Consider the following 16126-nt stretch of genomic DNA (forward strand, 5'->3'; position numbering starts at 1 on the left):
TTAAGCGCTGTGTTGTTTAATTAGTTCGATAAAGTGGTCAAATAGCGGTGCTGCGTCGTGTGGACCAGGGCTCGCTTCTGGGTGACCTTGGAAGCTAAATGCTGGCTTATCAGTACGGTGGATACCTTGTAGAGAGCCGTCAAATAGCGATACGTGAGTAGCACGTAGATTTTCAGGTAGTGTTGCTTCATCGGCTGCAAAACCGTGGTTTTGAGAAGTGATCATCACAACATTACGGTCCAAATCTTTAACTGGGTGGTTTGCGCCGTGGTGACCAAACTTCATTTTCACAGTTTGTGCACCCGATGCTAACGCTAGGATTTGATGACCAAGGCAGATACCGAAGATTGGTAGACCTTTTTCTAGGAATACTTTTGTCGCTTCAATCGCGTAAGTACATGGTTCTGGGTCACCAGGGCCGTTTGACAGGAAAACGCCATCTGGATTTAGAGCCAACACTTCTTCTGCTGAAGTCTCAGCAGGAACAACCGTTAAGCGGCAGCCTCGGTCAACCAACATGCGTAGGATGTTGCGTTTTGCACCGAAGTCATAGGCAACAACGTGATATGGCAACTCGCTGTCGTCTTGCGCCTCTGGAAGTCCACTCTCAAGCGTCCACGAACCTTGCTTCCATTGATACGCTTCTTTTGTTGTAACCTCTTTCGCAAGATCCATTCCTTTCAAACCAGGGAATTCTTTTGCTTTCGCTAGGGCAAAAGCTTCGTCTAGGTTGTTACCAGCTACGATGCAACCGTTCTGAGCACCTTTTTCGCGCAAGATACGAGTTAGCTTACGAGTATCAATATCCGCAATGCCGACGATATTTTGCGACTTAAGGTAATCAGAAAGGGATTGTTCGTTACGGAAGTTAGAAGCGATAAGAGGGAGATCGCGAATCACAAGGCCTTGTGCGTGGATTGAAGAGGATTCTTCGTCTTCGGAATTGGTTCCGGTATTGCCAATGTGAGGATAAGTAAGAGTAACGATTTGCTGGGAATAGGAAGGATCAGTGAGGATTTCTTGGTACCCCGTCATCGAGGTATTAAAAACGACTTCACCAACGGATGAACCATCTGCTCCAATGGAAACACCGCGGAACACTGTCCCATCTTCTAGGACTAACAGTGCTGATTTACTCAAGACAACCTCCGGAATAAAAATGCAAAAATAATAAATTAAACTGCAAATTTGCCTTCCTTTGCGCCATAAAAAAGCGATTTTAGGTATTTTAGACAAATTGGCGGTATTCTAATTAGAGTTGTGATTTGTGTCAACAGAGACCAAAAAAATAAATTCATTTTTTATAGTCATTAGCAACAAAAGCAACTCAAGCACTTAAAAAAACAACTTTATTGATGCAACTTTGGATTTATCGGTACAAATTTATGAAATCCATATTTTCAAGCCAATCTGAGATCACACTTTTCTTCTCAAAAAGCGCGCAAACGTTATACTCAAAAAAACAAATGCAACTTTTGAGGATTACAGACAAAAAACAAAGCAAGACAGGCAAAATCACAAGTAAAAACTAAAAAAACAGCAGGAAGGATATCAGTTGGCTATACGGAATAAATTTGGAAGGAATAAAAAGCGCCGGACGAGTCCAGCGCATAATTATTTATTTATAGCTCATTTAAGTTAAGAACATCAGTCATCGTATAAAAACCTGCGGGCTTCTCTTTTAACCACACTGCAGCTTTCACCGCACCGTTTGCAAAAGTCATCCGGTCTGTCGCCTTGTGCGTCACTTCCACTCGCTCACCGATATCAGCGAACATCGCCGTGTGCTCACCAACAATGTCACCCGCACGAATTGTCGCAAAACCAATTTCATCTTTTGTACGTTCACCGGTAATGCCTTCACGTGCATATACCGCTACATCACTTAGCTTGTTCCCCATTGCACCAGCAATGGCTTCTCCCATGCCAATCGCGGTACCAGAAGGAGCATCAACCTTATGACGATGGTGTGCTTCGACAATCTCGATGTCACAGTAGTCACCCATAACTTTTGCCGCTTTTTCAAGAAGTTTGAAAACTAGGTTAACACCAACAGAGTAGTTAGGAGCCATAACGACAGGTACTTCTCTTGACGCATGATCAATTTGCTCTCGTTCTTGCTCGGTAAAGCCCGTCGTACCAATTACAATGCTTTTACCATGCTGTTTGCAAAGTTCGAGGTTTGCTAACGTACTTGCTGGCGCAGTGAAATCAATAATGACATCAAAACTATTGATGTCTTTTGCCAGATCATCAGTCAATACGACGTCAAACTTACCTTCACCACACAATTCACCCACATCAACACCAATCAACGATGATTCCGGACGCTCTGAACCAGCTCCAACTTGAGCATGTTCATTTAAATGTGTCGCTTTGACTAGGTTACGGCCCATACGACCCGCTGCTCCTGCAATTGCAATACGTACCATTGCACTTTCTCCGTTTTCAAATATTTGTTCTGTATTTTACTCAATAAAACTAACAGCATTCATTGTGTCTGGCTAGTGGGAGTAAGTAAGCTTAAGAAAACTCTTTTACTACTCGCTGAAGAATAGAGATATTGGCTTCAGGGAAGGAATAGTTAGGCAGCTGAGAAACAGCAACCCACTCACCTTGTTGACCTTCTCGTCCGTAAGGCTCTCCGTCAAACTGAGTCACAGAAATGAAATCAAACTTAAGGGACTTATCTGGATAATCAAATTCCAAATGTTCAAATCGCTGTTGCTCGGTAGTCACAATGCCAATTTCTTCCTCGAGCTCTCGGATCATCGCTTGTTCTATTGATTCATTGTCTTCCACTTTTCCGCCAGGAAACTCCCAGAAGCCACCTTTATGTTTATCATCTGGGCGCTTGGTAATAAAAACTTGCGACTTGTCTCGGTTAAAAATGATTGCCGCTACGATATGAATACGTTTCATCGTAGACTCCTTCTGAATTTGACTTAAAAAAAGAGTCGCCTAAGCGACTCTTCGTTGTAATACACCGCAACAACGGTTAACAAACACGTTGCTATCGTGTGCTAGTTAATCTGACCATGACATTGTTTGTATTTCTTACCACTACCACATGGGCATGGTTCATTGCGGCCTACTTTTCGTTCTTCACGAACCATTGGTTGATGAGCGGTATCTTCTGATTCACCATCAGCCAATTGGTTTTCAGCAGAAGCGTGTTGAGCTTTCGCACGACGAGCAGCTTCTTCAGCCTGAGCTCGACGCTGTTCTTCCATTCGCTCTACTTCTTCTTGCTGCTGAACACGAACCTTCGACAAGATAGTGATAACGTCAAATTTCAATGACTCTAACAAGCCTTCAAATAGTTCAAATGACTCACGCTTGTACTCTTGTTTCGGGTTCTTTTGAGCATAACCACGTAGATGGATCCCTTGACGAAGATGGTCCATCGCAGCAAGGTGTTCTTTCCACAATGTATCTAGTGTTTGAAGCATAACGGACTTTTCAAAGTTTCGTAGCACTTGCGCGCCAACCACTTCTTCCTTAGTTTTATACACTTCAACCGCTAGGTTAATGATCTTCTCACGTAACGCTTCTTCATATAGCTTGTCATCTTCTTCAAGCCATTGTTTCACTGGAGCTTCAAGATCAAAGTCATTCTTCAATCGATCCTGTAGACCTTCCACGTCCCACATTTCTTCCAAAGATTGTGGTGGAATGTATTCATCAATAATCGACGAAAGAACGTCTTCACGGTTTTGCTCGATCATGTCACTAATATCATCAACAACCATGAGCTCATCACGTAGTTCATAAACTACTTTACGTTGATCATTTGCTACGTCATCGTATTCAAGCAACTGCTTACGGATATCAAAGTTACGTCCTTCAACTTTACGTTGGGCTTTTTCGATAGAGCGTGACAGCATCTTAGACTCGATGGCTTCACCTTCATCCATACCGCTCTGAATCAAGCTTGCCATGCGATCTGACGTGAAGATACGTAGTAGTGAGTCTTCCATTGAAAGATAGAAACGAGATGAACCCGCATCACCTTGACGACCGGAACGGCCACGAAGCTGATTATCAATACGACGAGATTCATGACGCTCTGTACCAATAATATGCAGACCACCAGCTTCAAGGACCTTATCGTGAACAATTTTCCATTCAGCTTTTATGGCATCAATCTGTTCTTGAGTTGGCTCTTGTAGTGCTTCAACTTTTGCTTGCCAGCTACCGCCTAATACAATATCGGTACCACGACCAGCCATGTTGGTTGCAATCGTGACAGCACCTGGCGTACCTGCTTCAGCAACAATTTCAGCTTCGCGTTCGTGGAACTTAGCATTAAGAACGTTGTGCTTAATCTTAGCTTTCTTCAAAGCATTCGATAGTAGTTCAGATTTCTCAATAGAAACCGTACCGACTAGCGATGGTTGGCCTTTTTCGACACGTTCTTTGATATCTTCAATAATCGCATTGAATTTCTCTGCTTCAGTGCGGTAAACCACATCTGGCATATCATTACGGATCATTGGTTTATTGGTTGGAATAACAACCGTCTCAAGACCATAAATTGACTGGAATTCAAATGCTTCAGTGTCTGCGGTACCTGTCATACCAGACAGTTTTTCGTAGAGACGGAAGTAGTTTTGGAACGTGATAGATGCAAGCGTTTGGTTTTCGTTTTGGATCTTAACGCCTTCTTTCGCTTCAACGGCTTGATGAAGACCTTCAGACCAACGACGACCAGGCATTGTACGACCAGTGTGTTCATCTACGATGACAACTTCACCTTCTTCGGTAACAATGTAGTCAACGTTCTTTTCAAACAAAACGTGAGCACGAAGAGCAGCATTCACATGATGTAATAAGCTGATATTCGTTGGTGAGTATAGGGTGTCCCCCTCTTCCATCAGACCATTTTTGATCAACAGCTCTTCAACAAATTCTTGACCTGTTTCAGTTAAGTGAACTTGCTTCGACTTCTCATCCACAGTGTAGTGACCATCGCCACGGTACTCTTCTGAATCTTCCTGATCTTGTCTTTCAAGGTGAGGAATTAAAGTATTAATGCGCGTATAAAGTTCTGAACTGTCTTCTGCTGGACCAGAAATAATAAGAGGTGTACGCGCTTCATCGATTAAGATTGAGTCCACTTCATCGACTACAGCAAAGAAGCGTTCGCGTTGAACACGATCTTCAGCGCGGAAAGCCATGTTGTCACGCAGATAATCGAAACCAAATTCGTTATTGGTACCGTACAAAATGTCGGCTTGATACGCTTCTTTCTTCTCTACCGGCGGCATATTTGGCACATTTACGCCAACCGTCATTCCAAGGAATTCAAATAGTGGGCGGTTTGTCTCGGCGTCACGCTTTGCTAAGTAATCATTCACAGTAACAACGTGCACACCTTTACCTGGCAGTGCATTCAGATATGCCGGCAATGTCGCGGTGAGCGTTTTACCTTCACCAGTACGCATCTCGGCAATCTGGCCAGCATTTAGCACCATACCACCAATAAGCTGAACGTCGAAATGGCGCATACCATACACACGCTTAGAGGCTTCACGTACTGTAGCAAAAGCTTCAGGAAGTAGCTTATCTAGTGATTCGCCTTGCTCTAAACGTTGACGAAATTCAACTGTTTTCGCTTTTAACTCTTCATCGGACAACGCTTCAAACGTCGGCTCATAATTATTAATTTCTTTAACGATTTTTCTTAGACGGCGCAATGTTCGGTCGTTGCGACTGCCAATTACCTTTGTCAGTAGCTTAGTTATCATTTGCTATGAATCTCTCTTTACTCAGATCGCTTACGATCTACTTCTATGCCTTCAGTCTCTACCAGTTTTAAACTAAGAATACTGAGATAAATCACTTACCACAGATATTGTGATGAAAACTGTTATTTTCAAGGGCAAATGTTTAAAGGTGGCCGTTAGTTTAAGGAATTTTCTTTCAAACAACCAATAGCAAACGTATTTGTTTGAACCACTTTTACTTTTTTCTCGCTTCTAGCCTCAATTTTATACAAATACAACGCTATTACGAGCCTATAACTTGGACTACAATGTGGGTATGTTTCAAGATGGGTTCATATATGAGAGATCACCGCCCAACTTTAGGGAATGATATTGTTTCAGGCTCTCAATTTGCCAAGCTGCAACAGCATGCTGAAGAGATTCTAACAATCAATCTACTGTTAAATGAATTATTGCCACGTGGGACGGAGAAACATTGCCGAGCGGCAAATATTCGTGATGGGCAACTCATTATTGAGGTTGCTAGTGCTGCACTAAAAATGAAACTTAATTATGAAAGAATGCAGTTATTAAATCAGCTAAGAATGAAGGGATTTTCTAAACTGATCGCAATCGATATCCGGATAAACCCTGAACTCTACAAACAAGAGCAACATCCAAACAAGAAAGAGAAAACAAAGTCTAGGGAACCTATTTCAGAAAATGCGGCGGGCTACTTACGCTTAATTGCTGATTCCGCTTCACCTCAGGTAAAAAAGCGACTTGAAAGATTGGCCGATTTGGCCAAGAAAAAAAATCAATAAAAAAACCAGGCGATACGCCTGGTTTTCTTTATCAAACTTATCGTTATGACAACACCATACTTGGGTCAGCAAAAGCAACTGGTGAACCAGCTTCTTCTTCAAACGTCGTCCACTCCCAAGCTTCTTGATCTGCTAATACCGCTCGAAGTAATTGGTTATTCAAGCCGTGACCCGATTTATATGCGCGGAATTCACCGATAATTGGGTGACCACACATATATAAATCACCGATGGCATCAAGCACTTTATGAGTCACAAACTCATTCTCAAAGCGTAAGCCTTCTTCATTTAGAATTCGGTAGTCATCAAGAACAATTGCACAATCAAAGCTACCACCTAAACATAGGTTTTGTGATTGTAAATATTCGATATCACGCATAAAGCCAAACGTTCTTGCTCGAGAGATATCTTTGATAAATCCTTGAGATGAGAAATCAAATCGCAAATGTTGTTCGTCACAATCAATCGCTGGGTGATTAAACTCAATTTCGAAATCCATTCTAAAACCGTTGAATGGCACAAACTCAGCCCATTTATCACCATCTTCAAAACGAACTGGCTTTTTAATTCGAATAAAGCGCTTAGCTGCATTTTGCTCTTCAATACCTGCTTGTTGCAGTAAGAAAACAAACGGACTAGCACTGCCATCCATGATTGGGATTTCTGGAGCATCTACTTCAATCACAGCATTGTCGATACCCATACCGGCTAGAGCTGCATTTAAGTGCTCTACAGTAGAGATGCGGATTCCTTCATCATTCACGAGTGCTGTACAAAGCATCGTATCACGAACAGATTGAGGGTCTGCCGGAAAATCGACTGGCGGATTTACGTCGGTACGACGATAAACGATACCGGTGTTTGCAGCAGCAGGGCGAAGAGTTAGTGTCACTTTACGCCCAGAGTGGAGTCCCACACCAGTCGTTTTCACTATTTCTTTCAGAGTACGTTGTCTGATCATCTACTTGCCTCTTTGTAAACGCTACAAATTACGGTCGGTAATACTTACCGACCGAGAATCGTATCATAATTTTGAACAGTGTCAAATTATGGCGAAATATCAGTCTGCTTGACGACGTAAAAATGCGGGAATATCCAAATAACCGCTCTCTTTTTCTTGCTTCGGTGCAGCATTTTGATTAGTCGCTGTACCTGTAGCCGGAGAAGAAGGTTGCGTCGTCACTTGTGGTTTTTCCTGCAAAGGTTGTGCCGGTTTCTCTTCCACTTTTACTTGTGCAGCTTGCGGAATCGGTGTTTGCGTTTGTGCAGGCTGAGCAGCTGGTGCTACTTTTGCTTTTCCGCCCGCCACCAAAGTAATATCTGGTTTACGCTCATTACCAATGCCTGTAGCAACAACTGTTACGCGGATTTCATCCGCCATATCAGGATCGAGAGAAGTACCGATAACCACTGTAGCATTGTCAGATGCGAATGCTTTCACCGTATTACCTACAGTTTCAAACTCATCTAAGCGCATATCTAGACCAGCTGTAATATTCACAAGAACACCACGAGCTCCTGCAAGATCGATATCTTCTAGAAGTGGACTAGAAATTGCCATTTCAGCAGCTTCTTCCGCACGGTCTTCACCTTTAGCAACCCCACTTCCCATCATCGCATGACCCATTTCTGACATCACTGTTCTTACGTCAGCAAAGTCAACGTTGATCATGCCAGGGCGTGTGATTAGCTCTGCAATACCTTGCACTGCATTTTTAAGTACGTCATTCGCGCTAGCAAAAGCTTCTAGTAAGGTAATTCCGCGACCTAGCACCTTCAAAAGCTTTTCGTTAGGAATAGTAATTAGAGAATCTACATGTTTAGACAGCTCTTCAATTCCTTGTTCAGCAAAAGCTAAACGCTTTTTACCTTCAAAGCTAAATGGCTTAGTCACAACAGCCACCGTCAAGACACCAAGTTCTTTAGCAACTTCTGCAATAACAGGAGCAGCTCCAGTACCAGTACCACCGCCCATACCAGCTGCGATAAATACCATATCGGCACCAGTTAGAACTTCTTTAATTCTATCTCTATCTTCTAGAGCAGCATCACGGCCAACTTGTGGGTTTGCACCTGCACCCAAACCTTTGGTGATATCGCCACCAATTTGAATAACTGTGTTAACGCTAGTCTTACGAAGTGCTTGTGCATCAGTATTAATGCTGATGAACTCCACGCCTTCAATGGATTCACGTACCATGTGCTCAACGGCGTTACCACCACCGCCACCAACTCCAACGACTTTAATTACCGCATCGTCAGACATTTCCATCATCGGTTCAAACATGTGTTATCTCCGTTTTTCCTGCTGCTCAGGTTAAAACTCTTTTTGAATCCAGTTACGCAAACGACCAAAAAAACTCGACATAGACTGACGCTTTGGTTCGTTATATTCGGTATCGTCATTAACTTGACTGTCTTTTGCGTAATGAAGCAAACCAACTGCCGTAGAATGATACGGCTCTTTAACATAATCGGTTAAGCCGCTTACCTCTAAAGGTTTACCAACTCTAACCTGGTTGCGGAAAACACGTTCCGCACATTCTACCAACCCTTCAATTTGAGACGCACCACCTGTGAGTACAACCCCTGCTGCAAGGTGATGTTTGATTCCATCTTCCCGCAACTTTTCTTGAACAGAATCGATAGTTTGGTTAACAAGTCCCATAAGTTCAGTGTAACGTGGCTCGATCACTTCTGATAGTGTCTGACGTTGTAAACTTCGTGATGGTCTTCCACCAACACTAGGTACATTAACCGTATCATCCTTGCTCACCAATTCACTCAGTGCACATCCGTACTTCACTTTAATTTCTTCAGCATCACTTACTGGTGTACCAAAAGCGAAGGCAATGTCACTGGTAACGGCGTTTCCGGCGTATGAAAAAACTTCTGTGTGACGTAGAGCTCCACCAGTCCAAATCGCTACATCCATGGTACCTGCACCGATATCTACAACACAAACGCCTAACTCACGTTCATCCTCTGTTATCACTGCATTACTTGCAGCTAACCCAGAATAAACAAGTTGTTCTACTTTAAGGCCGCAGCGCTCTACAGCCTTAATAATGTTTCTTGCCATATCATTATGACAAGAAATGAGGTGTACGCTGACTTCCATGCGTACTCCTGATAAACCTAGCGGATTTTTAATCCCTTCTTGGTAGTCAATGGTAAATTCCTGAGGAATTACGTGCAGAATGCGCTGTTCATCACCAATTTTGATAGATTTTGCGGTGTGAATTGCACGATCCATATCATCCTGAGACACTTCCTCATCAGAGACAGTTCCCATACCTTTCTCTATGCGGCTCGCAATATGGCGACCGGATAATGAAAGAAATACGTTACTAATACGGCACTCAGCCATTAGCTCCGCTTGATCAACGGCACGTTGAACCGATTTTACAACCGATTCTAGGTCATTTACGCCACCTTTATCCATGCCTCGAGATGGGCTCGTACCAGCACCAATAATATTAATTTGACCATCTGGTAGGACTTCACCTACCAGAGCAGATACGGTGGCAGTGCCTATATCAAGACCAACAATAATGTTGTCATCTGCGGTCTTAGTCATCTGATTTCTCTTGTTCTAATTCTTCTTTAGGGAACCAGCCTACTGCCGCCCCTGTATCATATCTGAGGTCTATGTAGCTTATCTTTTCAGTATCACTACCTAGTTTTCTATATAGCTCGACAAATCGTTCGATTCTTTCATCTAGAGACTCTTTGCCTAATTCAAGACGAATACCGTTATCTAATATAATTTGCCAAGCTCGCCGCTCGTTTAAAACCAACGACGTAATTTTAAGATTCAGTGCGCCAAATTTAGGTATGAGTTCTCGCCATACCGTCATCACGTTATGACTTGTACCTTCAGGGCCATACAGTTTAACCCTGTCTCCCTCTAGTTGGCCAATGTCACCATCAAATACAACGCCTTTCTCGTTTAACATCGAGTTACCGTTCCAAATTGCTTCGGCGTGGTACTCGGTAAGAAAGATTTTAATTGTATCTGGCCACTGTTTTCGAATAGAAGCATGGGCGACCCAAGGAATGGACTGAACCGTTGTTTGAAGCACATTAATATCTTGAGACATAAAGGTGCCAACGTGTTCTAACCGTGCAAATGCCCGCTGGACATCTAACGCAGTTACATATTCCAAATTCCCCTGAAGCACTATCTTAGATAAAGGGAGACGCTGATCATCCCACATCCACGATAGTGTTGAGTAAAGAATGGAGCCAACCAACAATAAAACCACCAGTAAAAAGCTTCCGCCAACAGCATGTTGCTTTACTAGTGGTGTATTGCGTAAACGACGGCTTTCATTAAGTACAGATTGAATCAAAGTCCGTTGTCCTTGCTAATTGCTCGCAATTCTCATCCCTATTTCTTTTCTTAATAGAGGCAAATGCACTTATTTCAACCTTCGGATTATACTGGGGTCAAGGAAAGTATCAAACATTGAAAGTGAGAAATCATCATTTAAACACAATAAATTAGTCAAAAATCAGAGTTCTCACACTTGCGTTATGCATCTAGCATGGCATCGATGTTCAATTCGAATGCGGCAAGCTGCTTCGCTACTTTGCCAACATCCCCTGCTCCTTGGGTTAGCACTAAGTCACCATCTTGTAAAACATTTGCTAGAACTGCAGGAAGCGACTTGCTGTCTGGTACAAAAATTGGATCTAGCTTTCCTCTACTGCGAATAGTCCGACATAACGCTCGCCCATCAGCTCCGGCAATAGGTGCCTCACCAGCAGCGTAAACATCAAGCATGATAAGTACATCGACTTGCTCAAGTACATTGGCAAAATCATCGTACAAATCACGCGTTCGACTGTATCGATGAGGCTGGAAGATCATAACTAAGCGTTTATCTTCCCAACCACTTCTGGCAGCGTGAATTGTCACATCCACCTCTGTAGGATGATGACCATAATCATCCACTAACATGGCTTGGCCACGACCAGTTTCAAATTCACCTAAATGGTCAAATCGGCGTCCAGTTCCCTGAGTTCCTGCCATTGCTGCAAGGATAGCTTCATCACTAATATCATCCTCAGTCGCGACAGCAATTGCTGCAGAGGCATTCAATGCATTATGGCGACCAGGTATGTTAAGCGTAATATCTAAATTCGCTTTACCTTCACGGACAACTGTAAACTTACCTTGCTGACCCTCTTGACGATAATTCTCGATACGAACATCTGCATCATCGGAGAAACCGTAGGTAATGACTTGACGACTAATACGTGGGATTAGATTACGAACAACCTCATCATCAATACAAACAATCGCCTGACCGTAGAAAGGCAAGTTATGTAGAAAATCAACAAACGTTTGTTTTAACGTTTCAAAATCACCGCCATAAGTATCCATATGATCGGCTTCGATATTCGTTACGATGCTGACCATAGGTTGTAAATGTAAGAATGACGCATCACTCTCATCGGCTTCCGCAATCAAAATGCGGCTAGAGCCTAAACGAGCATTGGTGCCCGCACTTTTAACTAAACCACCATTAACAAAGGTAGGATCTAATCCTGCTTCAGAGTAAATCTGAGTCACTAACGCTGTTGTAGTTGTTTTGCCATGTGTACCTGCAACGGCAATACCATGACGGAAACGCATCAACTCTGCTAACATCTCAGCTCGGCGCACAACGGGAATACGCGCTTCTCGCGCTGCCATAATTTCCGGGTTCTCTTCATTAATAGCAGTAGAAACAACAACAACGCTCGCACGTTCAACATTTTCAGCCTGATGACCAATGAAAACTTGTGCACCTTTGCTGACTAAACGCTCTGTTACAGCATTTTCCGCGATATCAGAACCTGTGATCTGATATCCTTCATTTAATAAAACCTCGGCAATACCACTCATACCAGCACCGCCGATGCCAATAAAGTGAATGCATTTAACACGACGCATTTCTGGCACCATCGCGCGAATTTGAGCAAGATTTTGAGTATGTTGAACAGTCATAAAATTTCTCGTTATTTGGTCAGCGCTACGATGGCGTCAGCCACGACGTCGTCAGCGTTCAGTTTTGCAGCAGCTCGAGCTTTAATTGCCATCTCTAGCAATTCGTCACGTGTAAGGTTCTTAATTTGATTGGCCAGTTTGTCGACCGTTAGCTCTGGTTGCTCTATCATTTTTGCGGCGCCACATTCTACTAGGTGATCAGCATTTAGTGCTTGCTGCCTATCTTTGTGCATGAATGGAATAAAAATGGAACCAACTCCAGCTGCCGACGTTTCCGATACGGTTAGCGCCCCCGAGCGACAAACCAATAGATCAGCCCACTGATAGGCTTCTGCTACATCATTAATGAACTCTGTTACCTCTACATGCTCAAAACCAGCACTATGGTAAGCCTGCTCGACTTCATTTTGGTTATTTTTTCCTGCTTGGTGACGAATTTGATAGTTTTCACCAAGTAATGCAGCAACTTCTGGCAGCGTTCGGTTAAGGATTTGAGCGCCTTGGCTCCCTCCCATCACCAAAATGCGAATCGCCCCATTTCTGTCAGACATACGAACCGTTGGGTCAGATATAGCAACGACATCTTCTCTTACTGGGTTACCGACGACCTCTGCATCAGTAAACGCCCCAGGAAACGCTTGAAAAACACGCTTAGCAATTTTCGCTAACCACTGATTTGTGAGGCCAGCAACCGCGTTTTGTTCATGCAGTACAACCGGAATACCTAAGGTCCAAGCAGCAATTCCCCCGGGACCACTGACGTATCCCCCCATACCTAACACTGCATCGGGCTGATAGTTTTTAAGATGTTTACGGGCCTGCAATACCGCGTTGATGATCTGAAACGGTGCTTTTAAAAGTCTGATCATCCCCATTCCTCGTAGGCCTTTGACTTGGATGAAATCTATGTCAATACCATGTTGAGGGACGAGTTGAGCTTCCATACGATCCGCTGTACCCAGCCAGCGAATCTGCCACCCTTGTTTTTGTAACTTTTTGGCTACAGCTAAGCCAGGAAAAACATGTCCTCCCGTACCACCAGCCATTACCATTAATTTTTTACTGTTTGTCATCTGTATCTATAGTTTGTAATTCTTTCTTAGAGTCGGCTATACGGCACTCATGATCGATTCTCAGTAATATCGAAACAGCAACCGACATAATAATTAAGCTCGAGCCACCATAACTGATCAAAGGCAATGTTAAGCCTTTTGTAGGTACGATACCGGCTGCCGCCCCCACATTGACTAAGGTTTGGAAGGCAAACCAAATACCAATACCAAACGCTAGGTAGCCCCCAAAAAGCTGTTGATGCTCAAAAGCCTTTCGGCCAATTGCAATCGCCTTTAGCACTAGGCTGAAAATTAAAATAAGGACCAGTACAACACCAATAAAACCCAGCTCTTCAGCTAGTACAGCAAAGACGAAGTCGGTATGCGCTTCAGGCAGATATTCCAATTTTTGAACGGAGTTACCTAAACCTTGGCCTAACCATTCCCCACGACCAAAAGCCATTAATGATTGTGTTAACTGGTAGCCGCTGCCAAATGGATCTTCCCATGGGTCCAAAAATGAAGTGACTCGGCGCATCCGATAGGGCTCAATTAAGATAAGGCCAACAACAGCTGCAATACCGACCACCATTAAAGCAAGAAACTGAGTGAGCTTTGCCCCTGCAATGAACAGCATTCCAAACAGGGTAACAAGCATTACGATCACTGTGCCTAAATCCGGCTGAAGCAAAAGTAAGCTGGCTAGTGTACCGAATACCATGATGGGTTTAATGAAACCACCAAAAAAGGTAGCACGAACTTCATCATTTTTACGTACTAAATAACCCGACATAAAAATAAATAATGAAAGCTTAGCGACCTCTGCTGGTTGCAGGTTGAATAAGCCAAGTGGGATCCAACGTGATGCACCGTTAACAGATTTACCCGCAACAAGTACGACAACCAAAAGCCCAACAGACACAACAAGCAGTGCTGAACTGTATTGCATCCAGCGTTTCATTGGCACCTGCATGATGATGGCTGACGTAGAAATTGCTAAAACTAAAAAGATAGCGTGGCGGAACATGAAGTGAAATGGTTGATCCGTCAAACGTGAACTAATAGGAAATGAAGCAGATGTCACCATGACGAGACCAGTTAGCATCAAACCAAGTGATATCCAGACTAACTGGCGATCAAATAATGCTTGAGGAGCTGGGCGTGTAAACCATCCTTTTACACCAGAGATGGAGTTGTGAATCTGCATATTTCTGTATTCTTATCGGTTACGCATAGTGTTGGGCCAGTTGGGTAAATGCATCCCCTCGAGCCATAAAGTTGGCAAACTGATCGAAGCTAGCGCATGCTGGCGAAAGCATCACAATATCACTAGGCTTTAGCTCCGATGAAATGGCCTTGATGACTTGTTCCATCGTTTCAAATTGCTTCGCAGATGAATGCAAAGGCATAAAACGCTCACCATCACGACCAAAACAGCAAAGTTCTACATCTAACTCAGCTAACACAGGAGCAAGCTCAGAAAAATCTGCACCTTTACCATCACCACCAACCAACAAATACAACTTGCCGGAACAACGCAAGCCAGAAAGTGCTGCCAATGTACTTGCTACATTCGTCGCTTTAGAATCATTTACCCATTTTATACCGCGATTATCCGCAACCACTTGGCAACGATGTGTCAAACCGTTGTAAGATTTCAATGCATCCAAACCTTTGCGATAATCCACACCAGCTTGACGAAGTAGCGCTAACACAACCAAAACATTAGCGACATTGTGGCGCCCAACAAGACTCAAAGCGTCCGAGGTAAGGACAGGCGAGTCATGATCGCAAAGATATTCCACACCTTCAATTTCCTTAACCCCAAAGTCAGCGCTCGTGGTTAAACCAAACGAAATCACCGTCCTTTTATCATCAGGATAAGTTGCTTGATCGGCCTGGTTAACGATGCAGCACTCAGCATGTTCAAAAATTCTTAATTTGGCTTGACGGTAGTCTTCCATGCCATCATATCGGTCCATATGATCTTCTGAAAGATTAAGAAAAGCGGCTGCTTTCAATTTCAGGCTCGACGTTGTTTCAAGCTGAAAACTAGATAACTCAAGCACATACAGATCGGCTGATTGCTCCAGTAAATCCAATGCAGGAACACCAATATTCCCACCAACACCAACGCTCAAACCAGCCGCTTTGGCCACGACTCCGGTCAGGTCCGTCACCGTACTCTTTCCATTCGAACCAGTAATCGCAATAACAGGTTTATTAACAGCCCATGCAAAAAGCTCAATATCTCCAATCACTGGAATACCAGCTTGGATAGCACATTGAATCTCAGGAGTAGCTAGAGCAATACCGGGGTTCGCAACAATTAGATCAGCTTGTTGCAACCATTCCTGATTCCACCCACCGCTGTGTAGTTCTACCTCGGTCGGCAATTGTTCTGCGCCTGGCGGCTGCGGGCGAGTATCAATTACTTTAATTGATAAACTGTGCGGTAATTTTGTTAAATGCTTAACGACAGAGAGCCCGGTAATACCGAGCCCTACAACAACAACCTTATTTATATTACGCCAATGTTCCATG

General features: G+C 43.5%; 13 protein-coding genes. 1 reads left to right on the forward strand and 12 read right to left on the reverse strand.

The window, feature by feature from the left end; all coding sequences use genetic code 11:
* The 4 genes from carA to secA all read right to left on the reverse strand — a co-directional run bounded on the left by carA (position 1) and on the right by secA (position 5750).
* Positions 1–1140 carry a glutamine-hydrolyzing carbamoyl-phosphate synthase small subunit gene (gene carA, locus ACQEXS_RS04885; protein WP_427013019.1) on the reverse strand — a complete coding sequence of 380 codons (1140 nt, stop codon included), beginning with the start codon at positions 1138–1140 and terminating at the stop codon, positions 1–3.
* 482 nt (positions 1141–1622) lie between these two features.
* Positions 1623–2432 carry a 4-hydroxy-tetrahydrodipicolinate reductase gene (dapB, locus tag ACQEXS_RS04890; protein WP_427013020.1) on the reverse strand — a complete coding sequence of 270 codons (810 nt, stop codon included), beginning with the start codon at positions 2430–2432 and terminating at the stop codon, positions 1623–1625.
* A 91-nt stretch (positions 2433–2523) separates the two neighbouring features.
* On the reverse strand, positions 2524–2922 hold the full coding sequence (mutT, locus tag ACQEXS_RS04895) for an 8-oxo-dGTP diphosphatase MutT (protein ID WP_427013021.1): 399 nt from the start codon (positions 2920–2922) through the stop codon (positions 2524–2526).
* Between the two features lie 101 nt (positions 2923–3023).
* Complete coding sequence (gene secA / locus ACQEXS_RS04900; protein ID WP_427013022.1) at positions 3024–5750, reverse strand: preprotein translocase subunit SecA; 2727 nt, start codon at positions 5748–5750, stop codon at positions 3024–3026.
* A 317-nt stretch (positions 5751–6067) separates the two neighbouring features.
* Between secA and ACQEXS_RS04905 the strand changes: the two genes are divergently transcribed.
* A complete protein-coding gene (locus ACQEXS_RS04905) occupies positions 6068–6532 on the forward strand; it encodes a DUF721 domain-containing protein (protein WP_427013107.1) in 465 nt (154 codons plus the stop codon).
* A 43-nt stretch (positions 6533–6575) separates the two neighbouring features.
* Here the strand turns inward: ACQEXS_RS04905 and lpxC are convergent, their stop codons facing one another.
* The 8 genes from lpxC to murD form a co-directional block, all read right to left on the reverse strand.
* Positions 6576–7493 (reverse strand): UDP-3-O-acyl-N-acetylglucosamine deacetylase, encoded by a 918-nt coding sequence (gene lpxC, locus ACQEXS_RS04910; RefSeq protein WP_427009901.1) that lies wholly within the window; start codon positions 7491–7493, stop codon positions 6576–6578.
* Between the two features lie 99 nt (positions 7494–7592).
* Positions 7593–8819: a cell division protein FtsZ gene (gene ftsZ / locus ACQEXS_RS04915; protein ID WP_367987222.1), complete on the reverse strand. Its 1227-nt coding sequence runs from the start codon at positions 8817–8819 to the stop codon at positions 7593–7595.
* Between the two features lie 30 nt (positions 8820–8849).
* The gene (gene ftsA, locus ACQEXS_RS04920) at positions 8850–10112 is read right to left on the reverse strand and encodes a cell division protein FtsA (RefSeq protein WP_367987223.1); all 1263 of its coding nucleotides are present in this window, start codon (positions 10110–10112) and stop codon (positions 8850–8852) included.
* On the reverse strand, positions 10105–10887 hold the full coding sequence (locus ACQEXS_RS04925) for a cell division protein FtsQ/DivIB (RefSeq protein WP_367987224.1): 783 nt from the start codon (positions 10885–10887) through the stop codon (positions 10105–10107). Before ACQEXS_RS04925 ends, ftsA begins: the two co-directional genes overlap by 8 nt.
* A 182-nt stretch (positions 10888–11069) precedes the next feature.
* Positions 11070–12530 carry a UDP-N-acetylmuramate--L-alanine ligase gene (gene murC, locus ACQEXS_RS04930; RefSeq protein ID WP_367987225.1) on the reverse strand — a complete coding sequence of 487 codons (1461 nt, stop codon included), beginning with the start codon at positions 12528–12530 and terminating at the stop codon, positions 11070–11072.
* Positions 12531–12541: 11 nt separating this feature from the next.
* On the reverse strand, positions 12542–13582 hold the full coding sequence (gene murG / locus ACQEXS_RS04935) for an undecaprenyldiphospho-muramoylpentapeptide beta-N-acetylglucosaminyltransferase (RefSeq protein ID WP_427013108.1): 1041 nt from the start codon (positions 13580–13582) through the stop codon (positions 12542–12544).
* A gap of 7 nt (positions 13583–13589) precedes the next feature.
* The gene (gene ftsW, locus ACQEXS_RS04940) at positions 13590–14789 is read right to left on the reverse strand and encodes a cell division protein FtsW (RefSeq protein ID WP_367987226.1); all 1200 of its coding nucleotides are present in this window, start codon (positions 14787–14789) and stop codon (positions 13590–13592) included.
* Between the two features lie 19 nt (positions 14790–14808).
* The gene (gene murD, locus ACQEXS_RS04945; RefSeq protein ID WP_427013023.1) at positions 14809–16125 is read right to left on the reverse strand and encodes a UDP-N-acetylmuramoyl-L-alanine--D-glutamate ligase; all 1317 of its coding nucleotides are present in this window, start codon (positions 16123–16125) and stop codon (positions 14809–14811) included.
* Position 16126: the final 1 nt, after the last annotated feature.

Source organism: Vibrio sp. TRT 17S01 (assembly GCF_050113695.1).
Classification (GTDB): domain Bacteria; phylum Pseudomonadota; class Gammaproteobacteria; order Enterobacterales; family Vibrionaceae; genus Vibrio.